Annotated in this window: 18 protein-coding genes and 5 tRNA genes; 13 read left to right on the top strand and 10 right to left on the bottom strand. The window is 73.4% G+C overall.

The genetic code is table 11. The features are described from left to right. Positions 1 to 134: 134 nt before the first annotated feature. The 3 genes from cobT to ACF062_RS28510 all read left to right on the top strand — a co-directional run bounded on the left by cobT (position 135) and on the right by ACF062_RS28510 (position 6542). Positions 135 to 4232, top strand: coding sequence for a nicotinate-nucleotide--dimethylbenzimidazole phosphoribosyltransferase (gene cobT / locus ACF062_RS28500; protein WP_392142500.1), 4098 nt, complete (start codon positions 135 to 137; stop codon positions 4230 to 4232). 159 nt (positions 4233 to 4391) lie between these two features. Then, the gene (gene cobA, locus ACF062_RS28505) at positions 4392 to 5624 is read left to right on the top strand and encodes a uroporphyrinogen-III C-methyltransferase (protein WP_392142502.1); all 1233 of its coding nucleotides are present in this window, start codon (positions 4392 to 4394) and stop codon (positions 5622 to 5624) included. Between the two features lie 99 nt (positions 5625 to 5723). Beyond that, positions 5724 to 6542 carry a TrmH family RNA methyltransferase gene (locus ACF062_RS28510; RefSeq protein ID WP_392142504.1) on the top strand — a complete coding sequence of 273 codons (819 nt, stop codon included), beginning with the start codon at positions 5724 to 5726 and terminating at the stop codon, positions 6540 to 6542. 9 nt (positions 6543 to 6551) lie between these two features. Here ACF062_RS28510 and ACF062_RS28515 read toward each other — a convergent pair whose 3' ends face one another. Next, positions 6552 to 7916 (bottom strand): serine/threonine-protein kinase, encoded by a 1365-nt coding sequence (locus ACF062_RS28515; protein WP_392142506.1) that lies wholly within the window; start codon positions 7914 to 7916, stop codon positions 6552 to 6554. A 195-nt stretch (positions 7917 to 8111) separates the two neighbouring features. Here ACF062_RS28515 and ACF062_RS28520 point away from each other — a divergent pair, with 195 nt between their 5' ends. The 4 genes from ACF062_RS28520 to ACF062_RS28535 all read left to right on the top strand — a co-directional run bounded on the left by ACF062_RS28520 (position 8112) and on the right by ACF062_RS28535 (position 10418). Beyond that, a complete protein-coding gene (locus tag ACF062_RS28520; protein ID WP_223773588.1) occupies positions 8112 to 8378 on the top strand; it encodes a hypothetical protein in 267 nt (88 codons plus the stop codon). A gap of 200 nt (positions 8379 to 8578) precedes the next feature. Further along, entirely contained in the window at positions 8579 to 8782 is a 204-nt protein-coding gene (locus ACF062_RS28525; protein ID WP_223773587.1) for a hypothetical protein, read from the top strand. A gap of 272 nt (positions 8783 to 9054) precedes the next feature. Continuing rightward, positions 9055 to 9987 (top strand): phosphotransferase, encoded by a 933-nt coding sequence (locus tag ACF062_RS28530; protein ID WP_392142508.1) that lies wholly within the window; start codon positions 9055 to 9057, stop codon positions 9985 to 9987. 119 nt (positions 9988 to 10106) lie between these two features. Next, entirely contained in the window at positions 10107 to 10418 is a 312-nt protein-coding gene (locus tag ACF062_RS28535) for a zf-TFIIB domain-containing protein (RefSeq protein WP_392142510.1), read from the top strand. Between the two features lie 55 nt (positions 10419 to 10473). On the opposite strand, the gene ACF062_RS28540 is transcribed toward ACF062_RS28535, so the two are convergent. From ACF062_RS28540 to ACF062_RS28560, 5 genes are all read right to left on the bottom strand, one after another. Beyond that, positions 10474 to 10548 (bottom strand) — tRNA-Val (locus ACF062_RS28540). Positions 10549 to 10577: 29 nt separating this feature from the next. Further along, positions 10578 to 10649 (bottom strand) — tRNA-Val (locus ACF062_RS28545). Between the two features lie 51 nt (positions 10650 to 10700). Beyond that, positions 10701 to 10772 (bottom strand) — tRNA-Val (locus ACF062_RS28550). 1 nt (position 10773) lies between these two features. Next, positions 10774 to 10847: transfer RNA gene (locus ACF062_RS28555), tRNA-Cys, on the bottom strand. A gap of 40 nt (positions 10848 to 10887) precedes the next feature. Continuing rightward, positions 10888 to 10960: transfer RNA gene (locus ACF062_RS28560), tRNA-Gly, on the bottom strand. A 187-nt stretch (positions 10961 to 11147) separates the two neighbouring features. On the opposite strand from ACF062_RS28560, the gene ACF062_RS28565 reads away from it, so the two are divergent. The 3 genes from ACF062_RS28565 to ACF062_RS28575 are packed head-to-tail and all read left to right on the top strand — an operon-like array spanning position 11148 to position 13842. Beyond that, on the top strand, positions 11148 to 12173 hold the full coding sequence (locus ACF062_RS28565) for a chorismate-binding protein (RefSeq protein ID WP_392142691.1): 1026 nt from the start codon (positions 11148 to 11150) through the stop codon (positions 12171 to 12173). Beyond that, positions 12170 to 12991, top strand: a complete 822-nt coding sequence (locus ACF062_RS28570) for an aminotransferase class IV (RefSeq protein WP_392142512.1) — start codon at positions 12170 to 12172, stop codon at positions 12989 to 12991. The genes ACF062_RS28565 and ACF062_RS28570 overlap by 4 nt, the downstream gene beginning before the upstream one ends. A 26-nt stretch (positions 12992 to 13017) precedes the next feature. After that, on the top strand, positions 13018 to 13842 hold the full coding sequence (locus ACF062_RS28575) for a GNAT family N-acetyltransferase (RefSeq protein WP_392142514.1): 825 nt from the start codon (positions 13018 to 13020) through the stop codon (positions 13840 to 13842). 3 nt (positions 13843 to 13845) lie between these two features. On the opposite strand, the gene ACF062_RS28580 is transcribed toward ACF062_RS28575, so the two are convergent. Then, the gene (locus ACF062_RS28580; protein ID WP_392142516.1) at positions 13846 to 14373 is read right to left on the bottom strand and encodes a DsbA family protein; all 528 of its coding nucleotides are present in this window, start codon (positions 14371 to 14373) and stop codon (positions 13846 to 13848) included. Positions 14374 to 14578: 205 nt separating this feature from the next. On the opposite strand from ACF062_RS28580, the gene ACF062_RS28585 reads away from it, so the two are divergent. After that, complete coding sequence (locus ACF062_RS28585) at positions 14579 to 15025, top strand: hypothetical protein (protein WP_392142518.1); 447 nt, start codon at positions 14579 to 14581, stop codon at positions 15023 to 15025. A gap of 83 nt (positions 15026 to 15108) precedes the next feature. Here the strand turns inward: ACF062_RS28585 and ACF062_RS28590 are convergent, their stop codons facing one another. Further along, complete coding sequence (locus tag ACF062_RS28590) at positions 15109 to 15900, bottom strand: DUF4832 domain-containing protein (RefSeq protein ID WP_392142692.1); 792 nt, start codon at positions 15898 to 15900, stop codon at positions 15109 to 15111. Between the two features lie 276 nt (positions 15901 to 16176). Between ACF062_RS28590 and ACF062_RS28595 the strand changes: the two genes are divergently transcribed. Continuing rightward, positions 16177 to 16398 (top strand): hypothetical protein, encoded by a 222-nt coding sequence (locus ACF062_RS28595; RefSeq protein ID WP_223773580.1) that lies wholly within the window; start codon positions 16177 to 16179, stop codon positions 16396 to 16398. On the opposite strand, the gene ACF062_RS28600 is transcribed toward ACF062_RS28595, so the two are convergent. Together ACF062_RS28600 and ACF062_RS28605 are read right to left on the bottom strand one after the other, a co-directional pair. Then, positions 16395 to 16952 carry a CGNR zinc finger domain-containing protein gene (locus ACF062_RS28600; protein WP_223773579.1) on the bottom strand — a complete coding sequence of 186 codons (558 nt, stop codon included), beginning with the start codon at positions 16950 to 16952 and terminating at the stop codon, positions 16395 to 16397. The genes ACF062_RS28595 and ACF062_RS28600 overlap by 4 nt on opposite strands. Before the next feature lie 229 nt (positions 16953 to 17181). Further along, on the bottom strand, positions 17182 to 17595 hold the full coding sequence (locus ACF062_RS28605; RefSeq protein WP_003959770.1) for an SsgA family sporulation/cell division regulator: 414 nt from the start codon (positions 17593 to 17595) through the stop codon (positions 17182 to 17184). A 191-nt stretch (positions 17596 to 17786) separates the two neighbouring features. On the opposite strand from ACF062_RS28605, the gene ACF062_RS28610 reads away from it, so the two are divergent. Further along, positions 17787 to 18230 (top strand): TIGR02611 family protein, encoded by a 444-nt coding sequence (locus ACF062_RS28610; protein WP_223773578.1) that lies wholly within the window; start codon positions 17787 to 17789, stop codon positions 18228 to 18230. Positions 18231 to 18245 lie beyond the last annotated feature (15 nt).

The following is an 18245-nucleotide window of genomic DNA, read 5'->3' on the forward strand; positions in this document are numbered from 1 at the left end:
GGTTCGTGCCGCGCGGCGCGCACGCTCGTTGAGAATGACGGGCGGTTGGTGCGCCGCTCCGGTCAATGGGGCCTCCCCGGCCGAAGGCTGAGGGGCGGTCGAAGAAGCACTAACCGATGGGCGAGGGGTTACGCATGACCGACACCGGCCAGGTCCCGGGCGAGGGGCTGCCGGAGGGCGCAGGCGACAGTGTGCCTTCCGGGCCCGTGCAGGGCATGGGGGCACAGCAGCCGGGCGTCCCGGCTGCGGATGCGTATACCTTCATGGACCCCGCCGCCCCCGCCGATCCGTCGGCCAACCCGGCCGATGACGACGACCTGCTGCTGATGCCGAGCGCCCAGGGGGCGTGGAGCGAGGCCCAGGCGGCGGCGCACGCCGCGCACCAGGGCCAGGCTCCGGCGGGACAGCCGCAGGCGGCTCAGGCCGTCCAGGCAGCCCAGGCCGTTCATCAGCCGGGCCCGCACGAGACGGCCGGTCGGGACAGCGGCTCGGTCGACCTCAACGGCGTCCGCATGCCCGGCGCCGCCCCGGCCGCGTCCCACCCGGGCGCCACCCGCAGACCGCTGCACCGCGGCCCCTCGGGCCCCGCGGTGCCCGACAGCTCCGGCAGCCCCGTGCGCTCGCTCGCCGACCGCGGGCCCGCCGGAGCGGTGACGCCGCCGGCACAGCAGCAGGCCGCGCCGGTCCGGCACGCCGGGCCGCCGACCATCGGGCCCGAGTACCTCGACATCCCGCGCGACGATGCCGCTCTGCCCGGGCCGCAGCTCGGTGAGATCCCGCCGCAGGGCGGCGCGCCCTGGGCTCCGCAGCAGGCGCAGCCGCAGGCGCCCGCGCAGGAGCAGGTGCCGCAGCCTCAGCAGGCGGCGTACGCCGTACCAGCAGAAACGGTCGTCCCGGAGGGCACGGCGGACACAGACGTCTCCGGGGCCACAGACGTCTCCGGCGCAACGGACGTCTCCGGCGCCACAGAGGTCACAGGCACCCCGGGTGTCACAGAAGCGGTTGAAGCTGACGCCGCCGTGGCGCAGGAGCCGCAGGCCGCCCAGGACCAGCAGGCTCCCGGAGCGCAGCCGGCGGCGGAAGCCCCGCGGGTCGCCCCCGAAGCCCCGCAGGCCGGCGCCGAATTCCCCCAGGGCACGGACGCCCCGCGGGCACCGGAAGCCGCCCCCTCCGAGCTGCCGCTGCCCGCACAGTTGCCCGAGCAGAGCGCCCCGGCTCCCGCCGCCCCGGAGTCCGCCCCGTTCCCCCACGCCGCCGAGGCCGGACAGGTCCCGGCGGGGGAGCAGCCCGCCTTCGCCGAGGCCGGGCCGACCACCGGGCAGCCCCCGTTCGCCGTCGCCTCCGCACAGCCGTGGGGCGAGAGCGCCCCGGCCCCGCACACCGACGAGTACGGCCGGCCCGGCTTCGCCCCCGACACCGCCCAGGGCGCGTACGCCGCTGCCGTCGGCGCCCAACACGGCCACGCGCCGCACGGCGGCCACCCCGCCGAAGCCAGGCACGCCGCGCCCGCCCCGCACCACCCCGAGCAGCCCGCCCCGCAGGACGCCGACGCACCGGAGTACGCGTCGCTCCCCGGCGAACTCGGCGGGGCCGAGGCACCCATGCCGATCGGCCAGTTCGTACCGGTCGAGGGCTCGGTGCCGACCACGCCCCACCTGGCGCCGACGCCGCCGCGCCACCTCGTCGTGGAGCAGGAGCAGGAGCAGGAGCAGCAGGCCGCCGAGGCGCACCCCGCCCCCGAGGCCCCCGAGAACGCTCAGGACCTCCCGGGCGCCGAACAGCCCATGGCCCAGCAGGCACCCGCCGCACCGGCGGAGCCCGGCGTAGTCCCCGGCACCCCCACCCCGGTACCGCCGGTCGTCGAACCGGCCGAGGCGGTGGTGAGCGAGGCCGCACCCGCTGTGGCCCCGGCCATTGGCGAGAGCCCCGAAGCCGCGCGGCCCGCCATCACCGTGCCCGCCCCGCGCGACGGAGCCGAGCCCACGGAGGCGCCGCCCGCCGAGCCGGACGCCGTGCTCCCGCAGGAAGCGGCGGGCGAGGCGGCGGGCGAGGCGACGGCCGAAGCGGCACAGCCCCTCCAGGACGCGCCGGTTCCGGCCGCGGCCACGGAGGCCCCTGTTGCCACTGCCTCCCCTGTTCCCCCTGTTTCCGCGGTGGTGGCCCCGGCCGAGTTCCCGGCCGCCCCCGAGACGGCCGACCAGGCCGACGAGTTGGACGAGGCCGACGAAGTCATCTCGTTCGAGCCCATCGAAGCGAACGAAGTGACCGAAGTGGCCGAAGCACCCGAGATGGCCGAAGCGCCTGAAGCACCCGAGACGGCGGAGGGCCCCGAGCTCCTCGTGGCCGAGGACGCCCCGGCGGCGGAGACACAGCCCGTCGCCGAAGCCCCCGGCCTCCTCGTCATCGAGGACGAGACCGAGGACGTCGACCTGCCCGAGGACGGAGGTCGGCCCGAGGAGGCGGACCGGCCCGAAACCGCCGGGCCCGCGACCTCCCCCGGCACCGCCGCCCCCGGCTACGACGACGCCGAGCGCGAGGCCGTCCTGCGCGTCATGCGCGAACGCCGCGACATCCGCAACGGCTTCCGTTCCGACCCCATCCCGCACGAGGTGCTGCTCCGCGTCCTGGAGGCGGCCCACACCGCGCCTTCCGTGGGGCACTCGCAGCCCTGGGACTTCGTCGTCATCAAGTCCGCGGAGACCCGGCGCACCATGCACGAACTGGCCATGCGCCAGCGCGACGCGTACGCCAAGTCCCTGCCGAAGGGCCGCGCGAAGCAGTTCAAGGAACTGAAGATCGAGGCCATCCTCGACACCCCGGTGAACATCGTCGTCACCGCCGACCCCACCCGTGGCGGCCGCCACACCCTCGGCCGGCACACCCAGCCGCAGATGGCCCCGTACTCCTCGGCGCTCGCCGTCGAGAACCTCTGGCTCGCCGCCCGCGCCGAAGGCCTCGGCGTCGGCTGGGTCAGCTTCTTCGACGAGCGCGAGATGGTCCGCGCCCTCGGCCTGCCCGAGCACCTCGAAGTCGTCGCCTACCTCTGTGTGGGTTACGTCGACGAGTTCCCGGACGAGCCCGAGCTGATGCAGGCGGGCTGGTCCAAGCGGCGTCCGCTGTCGTGGGTCGTCCACGAGGAGACGTACGGCCGCCGCGCGCTGCCCGGTGAGGACCCGCACGACCTGCTCGCCGAGACCGTCTCCAACATCCGCCCGCTGGACGCCAAGGCACTCGGAGAGGCGTGGGAACGCCAGAAGCGGATGACGAAGCCGCCGGGCGCCCTCGGCATGCTGGAGATCATCTCCGCGCAGCTGTCGGGCCTGTCCCGGATGTGCCCGCCGCCGATCCCGGAGCCCGCGGCCGTCGCGATCTTCGCGGGCGACCACGGCGTGCACGCGCAGGGCGTCACCGCCTGGCCCCAGGAGGTGACCGCCCAGATGGTCGCCAACTTCCTCGGCGGCGGCGCGGTCTGCAACGCCTTCGCCAACCAGGTGGGCGCCGAGGTCTGCGTCATCGACGTGGGCGTGGCGAGCGAGTTGCCCGCCACGCCGGGCCTGCTGCCCCGCAAGGTGCGCGCGGGCACGGCCGACATGACGATCGGCCCCGCCCTGACCCGCGAAGAGGTCAAGGCCGCGCTCGAAGTCGGCATCGAGACGGCCCGCGACCTGGTGGCGGCGGGCAACAAGGCCCTGCTCACCGGCGAGATGGGCATCGCGAACACCACCGCCTCCGCGGCCCTGATCTCCGTCTACACGGAGACGGACCCCGCCGAGGTCACCGGCCGCGGCACCGGCATCAACGACGAGATGCACGCCCGCAAGGTCGACGTGGTCCGCCGCGCCCTGGAGCTGCACCAGCCCGACCCGGCGGACCCGATCGGTGTCCTCGCGGCGGTCGGCGGCCTGGAGCACGCCGCCATGGTGGGCCTCCTGCTCGGCGGCGCTTCCTTGCGTACGCCGGTGATCCTGGACGGCGTGAGCGCCGGCGCGGCCGCCCTGGTCGCCCGCGCCGTCGCCCCCGAGGTCCTCGCGGCCTGCATCGCGGGCCACCGCAGCGCGGAGCCGGGCCATGTGGCGGCCCTGAACAAGCTGGGCCTGCGCCCCCTGGTCGACCTGGACCTGCGCCTCGGCGAGGGCACGGGCGCGCTCCTGGCCCTGCCGATCGTCCAGAGCGCGGCCCGCGCCATGCACGAGGTCGCCACGTTCGACTCGGCCGGCGTCACCGAGAAGTAGCCGCCGTGGGGCGAAGCCCCGCATTCCGGCACCGGGCGGGGCTGGGGGAGACCTCCGGCCCCGCCCCCGCCATACTGAACCCGCACGTCAAGCAGCCGCTCCAGCGCAGCAGCGGTAGCGCACCTTGAAGACTCCGCCCGCACGAGGAGCCGTAGAGCCATGGCCGAAAACCCCGCCTACCCCGTAGGCCTCCGCCTGACCGGCCGCAGGGTCGTCGTCCTCGGCGGCGGCCAGGTGGCGCAGCGCCGCCTCCCCGCCCTGATCAAGGCGGGCGCCGACATCCTCCTCGTGTCCCCCTCGGCGACCCCCTCCGTGGAGGCGATGGCGGACGCGGGCGAGATCACCTGGGCCAGGCGCCGCTACGAGCACGGTGACCTCCAGGACGCCTGGTACGCCCTGATCGCCACCAGCGACGCCGAGGCGAACACCCGTGCCTCGGCGGAGGCGGAGGCCGGCCGCGTCTGGTGCGTACGCTCGGACGACGCCGAGGCGGCCACCGCCTGGACCCCGGCCACGGGCCGCTCCGAGGGCGTCACCGTCGCCGTACTCAGCAGCGACGTGCACGACCGCGACCCGCGCCGCACCGCCGCCATCCGCGACGCGGTCGTCGAGGGCCTGCGCGACGGCAGCCTCGTCGCCCCCCACCTGCGGACACGCGCCCCGGGCGTCGCCCTGGTCGGCGGCGGACCCGGCGACCCCGACCTGATCACGGTCCGCGGCCGCCGCCTGCTCGCCGCCGCGGACGTCGTCATCGCCGACCGGCTCGGCCCCCGCGACCTCCTCGACGAACTCCCGCCGCACGTCGAGGTCATCGACGCCGCGAAAATCCCCTACGGCCGCTACATGGCGCAGGAGGCGATCAACAACGCCCTGATCGAGCACGCCAAGCAGGGCAAGGCCGTCGTACGCCTCAAGGGCGGCGACCCCTACGTCTTCGGCCGCGGCATGGAGGAGGCCCAGGCGCTCGCCGAGGCGGGCATCGCCTGCACGGTCGTCCCCGGCATCTCCAGCTCGATCTCCGTCCCCTCTGCCGCCGGAATCCCCGTCACCCACCGCGGCGTCGCCCACGAGTTCACCGTGGTCAGCGGCCATGTGGCACCGGACGACGCGCGCTCCCTGGTCGACTGGGAGTCCCTCGCCAAGCTGCGCGGCACCCTCGTGATCCTCATGGGCGTCGACAAGATCGGCAAGATCGCCCGGGCTTTGATCGCCCACGGCAAGGCGTCCGACACCCCGCTCGCCCTGATCCAGGAGGGCACGACGGCCGCCCAGCGCCGCGTCGACGCGACGCTCGGCACGGTCGCCGAGGCGGTGCGCACCCACGAGGTGAAGCCCCCGGCGGTCATCGTCATCGGGGACGTCGTACGCGTGGGCCCGGAGCCCGTCGTCTAGCGAGCCCCGCACACCCCTGAGAACCACCCGAGTAACCAGCGGTAACGGAACACGCCCCCGGCCGTTGGCACCACACCCAGGACAAGGCAGTATCACCCTGTGGCCGATCTCATCACCGTCGACGACCCCGACGACCCCCGCCTGCGCGACTACACGGGCCTGACCGACGTCGAGCTGCGCCGCAGGCGCGAACCGGCCGAGGGGCTGTTCATCGCGGAGGGCGAGAAGGTCATCAGACGGGCCAGGGACGCCGGCTACGAGATGCGCTCGATGCTGCTCTCCGCCAAGTGGGTCGACGTCATGCGCGACGTCATCGACGAGCTCCCCGCCCCGGTCTACGCGGTCAGCCCCGACCTCGCCGAGCGCGTCACCGGCTACCACGTGCACCGCGGCGCCCTCGCCTCCATGCAGCGCAAGCCGCTGCCGACGGCCGACGAACTCCTCGCGACCACCCGCCGGGTGGTCGTCATGGAGGCGGTGAACGACCACACGAACATCGGCGCGATCTTCCGCTCGGCGGCGGCGCTCGGCATGGACGCGGTCCTGCTCTCCCCGGACTGCGCGGACCCGCTCTACCGCCGCTCGGTGAAGGTCTCGATGGGCGCCGTCTTCTCCGTCCCCTACGCCCGCCTCGAGTCCTGGCCCAAGGGGCTGGAAGGCGTACGCGAGGCGGGCTTCAACCTCCTGGCGCTCACGCCGGACGAGAAGGCCACATCCCTGGACGAGGCGGCCCCGCACCGCATGGACCGCGTCGCGCTGATGCTCGGTGCCGAGGGCGACGGCCTCTCCACCCAGGCGCTGGTCGCCGCCGACGAATGGGTCCGCATCCCGATGGCCCACGGCGTCGACTCACTCAACGTGGGCGCGGCGGCGGCGGTCGCGTTCTACGCGGTGGCGACGGGCCGCCCACCGGCCTGACGCCACGGCTCAGCTCCGGGGTGCCTGCCCCGGAGCGAGGGGACCGCTCTGCGTCCACTGCTGGCGTACGTCCATGCCGCCGAGGCTCTTCGCGGGCCCCTGGCAGCCCTGCGCCGCCGCGATCCCGAGCGCCACGAGCAGCGTGACGACCACGAACACGAAGAGGCGCTGCCGCAGCAGCCGGGGGTTGGCGGGCATCCGCCGGCCCGTCCCCGTGGGGCGCGGCCCCTGCCGCCCCGTGCCGCCGCGCGGCGCGGGGCGGCCGCCGGAACGCGTGGTGTCGCGGGGCGCGCCGGGCCGTGCCCCGCCGGTCCTCGACGAACCCGTCCTGGAAGCACCGGTCTTCGACGCCCCTGTCTTCGAACTCCCGGTCCTGGACGACCCGCTCCTCGCCGGACCGCCCCTGGACGCGCCCGGGCGGGGCGGGGGAGTGGCGCCGGGGGCGGAACGCCGCTGGGTGCGCTGATCCGCGTAGCTCTCGGCGAGTCGTCCCGTCGGCCGGTCGTGGTCCTGACGGGGCGCGGGCGGCCGCACGTCACCGAGACCCTGGGCCTCGCGCGCGGCGATCTCCTTGAGCCGGAGCGACAGCTGGAGGGTGCTGGGCCGCTCCTCCGGGTCCTTGGCGAGGCAGGCGCGGATCAGCGGGGCCAGGGCGTCGGGGACGCCGTTCAGCTGCGCCTCCTCGTGGACCACCCGGTAGAGCATGACCTCGGAACTGCCCTGCCCGAAGGGCGAGTCCGCCATGCCCGCGTACGCGAGCGTCGCACCGAGGGCGAAGACGTCGGTGGCGGGCGTGACGGCGGCGCCGCGCACCTGTTCGGGCGCGAGGAATCCTGGCGAACCGACGGCCGTGCCGACATGGGTGAGCGTCGAGGCGCCGGTGGCCCAGGCGATACCGAAGTCGATGATCCGCGGCCCCTTCGGCGACAGCAGGATGTTCGACGGCTTCAGATCGCGGTGTACGACACCGGCCTCGTGCACGGCCACGAGTCCCTCGGCCAGCGCCGAACCGACCACGGCCACGTCGGCCGCGGAGAGCGGCCCCTCGGCGGCGACCTTGTCGTGCAGGGAGGGCCCGGGAACGTACTGGGTCGCGAACCACGGCCGGTCCGCTTCGAGGTCGGCGGCGACGAGCCGGGCGGTACAGCCGCCGCGAATGCGCCGGGCGGCCGAGACCTCCCGCGCGAACCGCGACCGGAACTCCTGATCCTCCGCCAGGTCCGGCCGGATCACCTTCAGCGCGACGCGCTGGCCCCGCCGGTCGGAACCCAGATAGACGACCCCCATACCGCCGGCGCCCAGGCGCCTGTGCAGCCTGAACGAGCCGACGACACGCGGGTCCTCGCGCCGGAGCCGCATCATCGCCATGTCCATCCCCGCTACCCGGTCCGTTTGACGAGCCCAGCTTACGTTTCCACGGGCGGGCACGTGCAGAGGCCGCGCCCTCGCGGGGCGATCGATTGTCAGTGCCGGGTGCGAAAATCGAAGAGTGGTCAGGGGGCGCGGGACAAGGGGCCGTTGACGCCACCCCGAGCCCCAACCATCCATCGCTGAAGGGGGATTGATCCCGTGAAGGGTGATCGCGTGGAGATAGTCGTGGATGCCGGGGACACGACGAGGACGTACGAGGTGGTGGCGAGCCGGGCGGGGCGCCGCGTCGAGACGGCCGTGCGCAGAGGAGTGGTGGAAGTGAGCGAAGTCACCCGTACCGGGACAGTGGTGCGTACGGCCCGGTTCATGGCGACGCGCGTCCTGGCCCTGGTCGAGCAGCCCGTCCCGAGGGAGGACGCCTCCGAGGCAGCGGCCCGCCCCCTCCGGGAAGACCCTGAGTCCTAGGTCCCCGTCTCCACCCCTGGGAGTACACGCGCGGTGGTCGGTCATCCTCCGGGAGGCCAGCCAATCGGTACGAAGGCATGACGCCAGGTGTCGCCCCCGCACCTAGATTTGAGGTCAAGCGGCGGGTGCAGCACTCGTCCCCCGAGGTCAGACACCCGCCGCTTGCCAAAACCACAACGAGATCGGTCAGGAGAGGAACCATGGCGGACACGGCACCGCGGACCATGGTCCGCACGCAAGGGCGCAGGTTCTCGGCGTTCGGCGTACGCCCGTCCGGCACGCGCCACCCCCTGGTGGCGACGGCCATGGTCCTCCCCCTGGCAGCCCTGCTCGTGGTCGTCTTCGGCGGCTGGGAAGCAGTGGTCACACAAGCGTCGTCCGTGGGCGTGATGCTGGGGCGCTGAGCGGCGCCCCAGGCCCGGAAGAGCGGTCCGGGCGGGGACATCCGGCCAGGAAACCCCGTGGGGACGGGGGTGCGGCGGACGGCACAGATGCCCGCGCAGCTGGGGAGCTGCGCGGGCATTGCCACGTCCCGGGCGCTGCCCGCAAGGGGCGCGGGGAACCACGCGCCCAGCCCCGACGAACCCGCACCCGGTCCACCAACCGCACACAAGCCCGCCCGACCCCAGTGGCTACGCTTCGGCCGTAAGCCACCCGCCCCACCCCCGGGACCCCTGTGACCGCGCTCCTCCCCGCCCTCACCGCCAAGGCCAGGCACACGGCCCACCCGCTCCCCGGCTCCTGCGCCTGCGGCGAAGGCGAAGGTGAAGGCGCCGCCGACGGCACCGTCCTCGCGGACCGCCCCGACGCCACAGTCGTACGCCACGGCGACATCGTCGCGAAGGCCCACGCCCAGGAGACGCACCCGGAAGACCTGGCGGTACGCCTCACCGTGGCCGCCCGCCTCCCCGACACCCTCCTCCCGCCCCTGCGCACCACCCCCACCGCCCTCCATGGCCGCCTCGTCACCTTCTGGCCCCACGGCACCCCCGTGGACCGCGACGACCCGGACGCGGCCCCTTGGGAGGCGGCAGCCGCCCTGCTGACCCGCCTGCACGGCACGGACCCGGCGAGCCTCCCGCACCCGCTCCCCGCCATGCGCGGCCCGGCCAAGGCGGCCCGCGCCGTCGCCCGCCTGCGCGCCGCGGGCCCGCACCCCGCGGCGCCGCCGGTCCTGCGGGCCTGGCGGGCCCTGCCGCCCTGGGCCCGCGACGAGACCTCGGCACCGGCCCCGCCGCGCCTGTGCCACGGCGACCTCCACCTGGGCCAGCTCGTCCGCACGCCGGACGGCACCTGGCTGCTGATCGACGTGGACGACCTCGGCGCGGGCGACCCGGCCTGGGACCTGGCCCGTCCCGCCGCCTGGTACGCCTGCGGGCTGCTCGCTCCCGAGGAGTGGACCCGCTTCCTGGACACCTACCGGAGGGCAGGCGGCCCGGCCGTCCCGGCGGGCGGGGCCGACCCCTGGCCGGCCCTCGACGTCCCGGCCCGCGCCCTGACCGTGCAGACGGCCGCCCTGGCGATCACCAAGGCCGTCGCCGCCGACCGCCCCCTGGACGAGATCGAGCAGGCCTTGATCGACGCCTGCGACCGGATGAGCAGGGCCTGAGCCGAGTGGGTGCCCTCCCGCCCGAGTTGACCCGGGACGCGACGAAGTAGGGTGCGACGCACCGAAGCCGGGCAGGGATCCGGCGAAGCAGTTACCACCGGCGAGGAGTTGAGCCGTCCATGCAGTGCCCCAAGTGCCACGCACCGATGCACACGTACAACCGAAATGGCGTCCAGATCGAGCAGTGCAGTGGCTGCCGCGGCATTTTCCTCGACTACGGCGAGCTCGAGTCCCTGACCCGCCTGGAGTCCCAGTGGGGCCAGCAGGCCCCGCCGCCGCCCGCGCCCCCGGCCCCGCAGGCCTATCCCGCGGCTCCCGCCCCCGCCTGGGGCGCCCCGCAGGGCGGTCATGGAGGCCACGGCGGCCACGGCGGTCACTATGGTCACGGCAAGCGCCACAAGAGCTTCGGGCACATGCTCTTCTCCTCCTGAGCACCCGGGAACGACGGAGCCCCCGGCCGTGGGAACGGCCGGGGGCTCCGGAATGTGGTGCGCGATACTGGGATTGAACCAGTGACCTCTTCCGTGTCAGGGAAGCGCTCTCCCGCTGAGCTAATCGCGCAGGTCAACCTGCGTGTGCTGCGTACTGCGTGCGCGATACTGGGATTGAACCAGTGACCTCTTCCGTGTCAGGGAAGCGCTCTCCCGCTGAGCTAATCGCGCGGGTTCGACCTTCATGGAGCACACCGCCGAAGCGGTTCTCGCGAAGATCAGTGGACGATACTGGGATTGAACCAGTGACCTCTTCCGTGTCAGGGAAGCGCTCTCCCGCTGAGCTAATCGTCCTTGGAGGTGGAGACGGGATTTGAACCCGTGTAGACGGCTTTGCAGGCCGTTGCCTCGCCTCTCGGCCACTCCACCAGGAGTGCGGGGGTTCGGGAAGATCCCCCACTTTCCTGCGAGCGGACGACCAGGTTCGAACTGGCGACCTCAACCTTGGCAAGGTTGCGCTCTACCAACTGAGCTACGTCCGCTTGTCTTTCCCGGTCCGCTTGCGCGTCCCGGCGACGTGTTGAACTCTAGCGGATTCCTGGGCCAGTACAAAAACGCGTTTGCGCAGCGTGCTGCGCTGTCGTCGGCCCGGGGCGCGGCCAGGACGCCGGTCATAGACTCGCAGGCGTGCACAACCCCCCTCAGACGTCCTCTCCGGCGCTCCCTCCCATGGCCCGCTTCGGCGGCCTCGTCGCCACCGGCCTGCGCGACGTGACCAGCGACCCCGCGGCCCTGGACTCCGCCGGCTTCTGGGCGGTGTCCGCCGACTTCGAGGGAGGTCTGGTCTGCGCCCGCTTCGACGACGTACGCGAAGAGCCCGTGCCCGCCCCCGTGCCGGGCCGGTGGCAGGGGCCTGCCGCCGATGACTGGACGTCGTCCCTGGACCGCGCCGCGTACACGGAGGGCGTACGACGGATACGCGCGTACATCGCGGCCGGCGAGGTCTATCAGGCGAACCTCTGCCGCGTCCTGTCCGCGCCCGTCCCGCCCGACGCCGACGTGGACGCCCTGACGGCCCTCCTCGCGCGCGGGAACCCCGCTCCGTACGCAGGAACGATCCGCCTGCCCGCCCACGGCGTGGAGATAGCCACCGCCTCCCCCGAGCTCTACCTGCGCCGCGCGGGCCGCGTCGTGGAGTCGGGCCCCATCAAGGGCACCGGCCGCACGGAGGCGGACCTCCTGGAGAAGGACTACGCCGAGAACGTCATGATCGTGGACCTCGTCCGCAACGACCTCGGACGCGTCTGCGCGACCGGCTCGGTCACCGTCCCCGACCTCTGCGTGGCGGAGAAGCACCCCGGCCTCGTCCACCTTGTCTCCACCGTCCACGGTGAGCTGCGCACCGGCGCCGGCTGGCCGGAGCTGTTCGCGGCGACCTTCCCGCCCGGTTCCGTCACGGGAGCCCCCAAGTCCAGCGCCCTGCGGATCATCGACGAGCTGGAGACGGCGCCGCGGGGCCCGTACTGCGGCGGCATCGGCTGGGTCGACGCCGACCGGGGCACCGGAGAGCTGGCCGTCGGCATCCGCACCTTCTGGATCGACCGGGCCGATGGCGTGCTGCGCTTCGGCACCGGGGCGGGCATCACCTGGGGCTCGGACCCCGAGGGGGAGTGGCGGGAGACCGAGCTGAAGGCCGCGCGACTGCTGGCGGTAGCGTCAGGGGCGTACGAAGCGAGTGGAGGAACCCGAACGTGAAGATATGGCTCAATGGCGGGCTGCGGGACGTCGACTCCGCCCGCGTCTCCGTGTTCGACCACGGCCTTACGGTGGGCGACGGCATCTTCGAGACGGTGAAGTCGGTCGAGGGGCGGCCCTTCGCCCTCACCCGTCATCTGGCCCGGCTCACCCGGTCGGCGCGCGGCCTGGGGCTGCCCGAGCCGGACCTCGACGAGGTGCGCCGCGCCTGCGCCGCCGTCCTGGAGGCCAACCCGCTCCCGCTGGGGCGGCTGCGGATCACCTACACCGGAGGGCTCTCGCCGCTCGGCTCCGACCGCGGCGACCAGGGGACCACGCTCATCGTGGCCCTCGGCGAGGCCACGCGGCGCCCCGACTCCACCGCCGTGATCACGGTGCCGTGGACCCGCAACGAACGGGGCGCGCTGACCGGCCTGAAGACCACCTCGTACGCGGAGAACGTCGTCGCCCTCGCCCGCGCCCGCGAGCAGGGTGCCTCGGAGGCCCTGTTCGCGAACACCGTCGGGCAGCTCTGCGAAGGCACCGGCTCCAACGTCTTCGTCGTGCTCGGCGGGGAGATCCTGACCCCGCCGGTCGCCTCCGGGTGCCTCGACGGCATCACCCGCGCGCTGGCCGTCGAGTGGACGGGCGCCCGCGAGGCCGACCTGCCGTTGGACGTCCTTGAGCGCGCCGACGAGATCTTCCTGACGTCGACGCTGCGCGACGTCCAGGGCGTGCACCGCGTGGACGGGCGTCAACTGCCCGGCGCCCCGGGCCCGATGACCACCAAGGCGATGCGGACGTTCGACGAGCGGGCCGCCGACGATCTGGATCCCTGAGTCCCCGGGCGGGTAGAACGCCTTCGATGACCACGACCCTGCGGCCGACCGGGCCGCTTCAGCGGAGCGCCGACGGCGTCAAGGCGCGCACGTACGACGTCTGTGTGAACAGCCGCCCCGTGGGCTCGATCACGCTCGCGACCCACGCCGTCTTCGGCCCCGGGGTCTGCCGGGTGACGGATCTGCGGATCGCCGAGCCCGACCGCGGGCGGGGGCGCGCCACCGTGGCCGCGCTCGCGGCGGAGGAGGTCGCCCGCGGCTGGGGCTGCGAGCGCATCGAGGCGGACATTCCGGCCGAGTCGGCCGCCGCGCTGCGCCTGGCGACGGCGCTCGGCTATGTGGAGCGCGACCGCCGGATGGCGAAGCCGGTGCCGGCCGAGCCGGCCGCGCTGCCGCCCGGGGTCCAGGGTCGGCCGATGACCGAGGACGAGTACGAGGTGTGGCTGGCGCGGGCCCGGCGGAGCTGCACGCGCGACTGGATCGACGGGGGCGTGCCAGAGGCGCAGGCGCGCGCCAAGTCCGAGGCCGACTACGCCGAGCTGTTGCCCCAGGGCCCGGCCACCCCCGGCACCCTGCTGAGCGTGCTCACCCAGGAGGGCGCGAAGGCCGGCACCCTGTGGCTCACGCTCCGCGACGACGACGCGTTCGTCTTCCGCGTCGAGGTCGACGAGGACTGCCGGGGGCGCGGCCACGGCCGTTCCCTGATGCTCCTGGCCGAGGCTCAGGCCCGCGCGGCGGGCCGGGACCGCATCGGCCTCGACGTCTTCGCGGGCAACGCCCCGGCCCTGTGCCTGTACGACTCGCTCGGCTACGAACCCGTCTCGTACTCCCTGTACAAGCCGCTGCTCTAGGGACTAGGAGCCCTCGGCCGCCAGCAGCCGGTCGGTGATCTCCTCGATGCGCTCGCGCAGCCCTTCCTGGCTCTTGCCGCCGTCCAGGCGCTCGCCGCCGATGACGTACGTCGGCGTGCCGGTGACCCCGATCGCCTTGCCCTCGGCCTGGTCGGCGTCGACGATCAGGATGTGCCGGCCGTCGATGAGGGCGGTGTCGAACTCCTCGGCGTCCAGACCGAGTTCCCTGGCGGTGTCCACCAGGAACGGCTCGCCCCGGCGGTCCAGTTCCTCGACCCCGGCGAGCACGGCCTCGACGTACGGCCAGCCCTTGCCCTGCTCGAAGGCCTCCTCGGCGGCCTGCGCGGCGGCGAAGGAGTGCTTGTGCTTCTCCAGGGGGAAGTGCCGAAGGCGCAGCTCGACGCGGTCGCCGTAGCGCGCACGCAGGGCGCGTACGTCGTCGAGGGCGGTACGGCAGTCGGGGCACTGGAGCTCGCACCAGACGTCGAGGACGACGGGGCGGGCGGAGTGGTCAGGAGGGGAGTCGCTCATGGGCACAGTCTCCCAGCCGCCGGTGACGCCTCCCAACCGGGAGCGGGAGCGCGGACCGGCACCTGGGGAGGAGGCCGGACCCCGAGATGACCCGGATATGTCCCTGAGGTCCGGCCCGGGCGTGGCTTGGCGGGGCCCACCCGGTGCAGGATGGAAGGGACGACCACGTCACGCACGACGTACGCCTGTATGCCTGGAGGGCCGGATGATTGCCGAGACCGTCTGTTCCGCCGTATCCGCGGCCGGGCTCGGCATCGCCGCGGTCTCGGCCTACCGCAAGCGGTTCCTGACCGCGGCCCGCCTCGCCGCGTACTCCCTGGTGCCCGTCGGGCTCGTCCTGACGGGCGTCGTCGGATGGGCCGCCGACACCGCGTTCAGCCTCAAGGCGTGGGTCGGCTTCGGCGTGCTCGGCGCGGCCTGGCTGATCTTCCTCGGCACACGCGCGGTGGAGCGCCGCAGGGGCGGCACCCGCAAGGAACGCAAGGCCGCGAAGGCCGACCGGCGCGAGGCGGTGGCCCCCACGGCCTCCGCGCCCTCGCTCGGCGAGGGCGCCCGCCCGGCCGCCGCGCGCCCCGCCGCCAAGCCGAAGGCCGCCGCGCCCACGGAGGACTTCAGCGACATCGAGGCCATCTTGAAGAAGCACGGCATCTGACACGGGCGGCCCGAAGGCCCGAAGGCCCCGGCACGCCTTTGGCCGGGCCCGCCGTCAGGGCAGCCGGACCTCGGCCAGCACGTTCACGCCGTCCACCCACGCCACCGAGGCGTTCGCGCACCGCACGGCCCGGCCGCGTGCGGGGAACGCCGGGTCGGGCAGGGCGAGCCCGATGCGGTGCGGACCCCGCGCACCGGCGGGCAGGGCCAGCTCCGCGCGCACCGTCGAGGGCGCGGCGCGTGGTCGTCGCCGGTCTCCGCGCGCCCCTGGGGTCGCCAGTCGCGCCAGTCGGCGCTGGTGTCGGCCGCGGCCACCGTCCGCCCTCGTGCGTCGAGCAGCACCAGCCGTACGGGCCGCCGGTGCTTGGGCGGTGCGAAGCCGCGGTTGACGACGTCCACCTCCACCGGCAGCCGGCCGCGGCGCAGCGCCGCGGCCAGGTCGTAGCGCGTCTCGCGCACCTCCACCCGGTAGCCGAGGTGGTCGCGCAGGTACTCGAACTGGGTGCGGGCCGCCGGTCGCCCCTCGCGATCCCTGAAGTACCCGTCCGACACCGGGAGACGGGCGTCCAAGGCCTGCCGCTCGGTGAGCGGCGCCGCCTTCCAGGCCGGGACGGTGACCGTGGCGTTGTGCACGAGCGAGAGGGTGTCGAAGCGGAGTGTCTGGAGCCGCCGGGCGGCGGCGACACCGGGGATGACGGTGCTCCACGCGTACGGGTCGGAGCTCTGGCCCTTGTCCCAGGGCATCTCCCCGTCCATCATCCGCGTCCCCGAGACGTCGAGATACGTGGGCCACCCGGGGTTGCCGGGAACGAAGTAGTCCCACCGGCCCTCGCCCAGCGTGAGGTAGTCGTTGTGGAACCCGACGCGGTCCAGGATCGCCGGCCGTGGCCGACGCGGCGGGGAGCGGGGCGGCGGACAGGGCGCCCGCGCCGAGCGCGGTCGTCAACAGCCGTCTGCGTTCCATGACCATGGCTGCTCCCTCGTTCGAGTGCGGGCGGTGCCGCCGAGTGTCGCGGGGGTGGACGGCCGGGGGCCATGGACGGAACGTGTCGGGCCCTGGACTTTCCCTGTTCACGGGATCCGGCGAACTGCCCCCTCGTTCGGGCGTGTTGGTCAGCGGGGACCCGCCGCCTGCGTCATCATCAGCGCGAGATGCTGGACACCACCACACAGGGCGATGCGGCCGCGCCGGACGACGGACGGCAAGCGGTACCGGCCCAAGAGCGACGACCTGCCGACGAAGAGCGGCACGCCACCGACGAAGAACCGCGAGGCTGCCTCTTCGCCCTCTCCCAGCCACCGCTGATGATCTTTCTGACGGTGGTCGGCATGCTGATCCTGCTGGCGTCGCTCCACGACCTGCTGCTTCTCTAACCCGCGGCTTCCTTGCGGCGCGCCCGGTACGCGGCGACATGCAGACGGTTGCCGCAGGTACGGCTGTCGCAGTAGCGGCGGGAGCGGTTGCGGGAGAGGTCGACGAAGGCGCGCCGGCAGTCCGGTGCCTCGCAGCGCCGCAGCCGCTCCTGCTCCCCGGCGACCACGAAGAAGGCCAGCGCCATCCCGCAGTCGGCCGCCAGGTGGTCCGCGATGGACGCCCCCGGCGCGTAGTAGTGGATGTGCCAGTCGTAGCCGTCGTGGTCGGTGAGGCGCGGCGTGGTGCCCGCCGCCGCGATCAGCTCGTTGATGATCGTGGACGCGGCCCGGGGCTCGGGGTTCGCGAAGACCTCGGCGAAGCGGCCGCGCACCCGGCGCACATCGGCGACGTCACGCTCCGAGAGCACTCCGACGTCGCTCACTTCGTGCGTTCGTACGAAGTCACTGAGCGCCGCGAGGTCCGCGAGGCCGTCGGGGCCGTCCTCCTCGGGTGCGGTGTTCACCAGATCGACCACGGCGTCGAGAGAACACCGGTTGTCGTGGGTGATCAGCACGATGCGCTCCCTGGCCTGGGGGGTCGGGCTTGTGCCCGCCGATGCTGGCCGATGCTAGCGGCTCTCCCGGGAGACGCACCGGCGCCGTCACCGCGGGGTACCCGCGGTGACGGCGCCAGTGACTGTTCTGTTCGCCTTGTCTCGGCTTGTCGCGCCTTGTGGTGTCGTGACTGCCTGCGCCGTCGCCCCGAGTCGGACGGCGTGAGGGGATCTCGACGCTCCCGCGCCGTTAGCTTTCGGCCAGGATGTGTGACAGTTCCGTGTCGAGATCGAAGTGGCGGTGCTCCGTGCCGGGCGGCACGGCCGCGTCTGTTCGCTTCAGGAAGGACTCCAGGGCCCGCGCCGGGGCCTCGAGCAGAGCCTCGCCCTCCGGCGAGCTCAGGGCGATGCAGACAACGCCCTGACCGTGGCTCCGGGACGGCCAGACTCGGACGTCGCCGGTTCCGGTGGGCCGGTGCAGGCCCTCGGCGAGGAGGTCGCGGGCGAACACCCACTCGACCGTTTCCTCGGCTCCGGTGTGGAAGGTGGCGTGCACGGCATAGGGATCGGCCGTGTCATACCGCAGTCCTGCGGGTACAGGCAGTGAGGACTCGCTCGACACAACGAGGCGCAGGTGCAGCTCGCAGCTGACCGTGGTGTTCATAAGCGCCAGGGCCTTTCGCTCAGTGTGCGCTCGGGGATTCGCACGTCGGCGAAATCGACATGCCACCTACGGTGCCGTTGTAAACCCCTCTGAGGGTTTTGCGTGTCTTTAGGTAGCTCGACTGGCGGGTTCTCTCTTCTGTCCGTGCACCCATTCCGGTGACGGGTTTCCGTCCGGTAGGGTTTGGCCGTATGAATACGGGGAGTAACGGGCGTAAGGAGCCCACGGGGGTCGTGGAACCGGCCCCCGGGACGCAGGCCGAGCAGCCGCTCGGGTCGCGGGCGCCGCAGTACATCCAGGCCCGCAAGGCGCTGCACCTGAGCTGGCAGGTCGGCGTGTTCATCGTGGGGCTCGCGGTGGTCGTCGCGGGCATCATCATGCTTCCGCTGCCCGGCCCCGGCTGGCTGGTGATCTTCGGCGGAATGGCGATCTGGGCGACCGAGTTCGTCTGGGCCCAGCTGGTGCTGCGCTGGACGAAACGCAAGGTCACCGAGGCCGCACAGCGTGCGCTCGACCCGAAGGTGCGCCGCCGGAACATCATCCTGACGACCATCGGCCTGGTGATCGTCGCGGTGCTCGTCGCGGTCTACGTCTGGAAGTTCGGCATCACGATGCCGTGGAAGATCAAGGAGTGACCGAGGGGTGACTCC

Source organism: Streptomyces sp. NPDC015345 (assembly GCF_043078805.1).
Classification (GTDB): domain Bacteria; phylum Actinomycetota; class Actinomycetes; order Streptomycetales; family Streptomycetaceae; genus Streptomyces.

Bases quoted from the DNA above. Each gene is read 5' to 3' on its own strand.
- ACF062_RS28580 (WP_392142516.1), bottom strand. From the start codon at position 14,373: ATGAGCGACTCCCCTCCTGACCACTCCGCCCGCCCCGTCGTCCTCGAC.
- ACF062_RS28605 (WP_003959770.1), bottom strand. From the start codon at position 17,595: ATGAACACCACGGTCAGCTGCGAGCTGCACCTGCGCCTCGTTGTGTCG.
- ACF062_RS28585 (WP_392142518.1), top strand. From the start codon at position 14,579: ATGATTGCCGAGACCGTCTGTTCCGCCGTATCCGCGGCCGGGCTCGGC.
- ACF062_RS28610 (WP_223773578.1), top strand. From the start codon at position 17,787: ATGAATACGGGGAGTAACGGGCGTAAGGAGCCCACGGGGGTCGTGGAA.
- ACF062_RS28515 (WP_392142506.1), bottom strand. From the start codon at position 7,916: ATGGACATGGCGATGATGCGGCTCCGGCGCGAGGACCCGCGTGTCGTC.
- ACF062_RS28565 (WP_392142691.1), top strand. From the start codon at position 11,148: ATGGCCCGCTTCGGCGGCCTCGTCGCCACCGGCCTGCGCGACGTGACC.
- cobA (WP_392142502.1), top strand. From the start codon at position 4,392: ATGGCCGAAAACCCCGCCTACCCCGTAGGCCTCCGCCTGACCGGCCGC.
- ACF062_RS28525 (WP_223773587.1), top strand. From the start codon at position 8,579: ATGGCGGACACGGCACCGCGGACCATGGTCCGCACGCAAGGGCGCAGG.
- ACF062_RS28575 (WP_392142514.1), top strand. From the start codon at position 13,018: ATGACCACGACCCTGCGGCCGACCGGGCCGCTTCAGCGGAGCGCCGAC.
- ACF062_RS28535 (WP_392142510.1), top strand. From the start codon at position 10,107: ATGCAGTGCCCCAAGTGCCACGCACCGATGCACACGTACAACCGAAAT.
- cobT (WP_392142500.1), top strand. From the start codon at position 135: ATGACCGACACCGGCCAGGTCCCGGGCGAGGGGCTGCCGGAGGGCGCA.
- ACF062_RS28595 (WP_223773580.1), top strand. From the start codon at position 16,177: ATGCTGGACACCACCACACAGGGCGATGCGGCCGCGCCGGACGACGGA.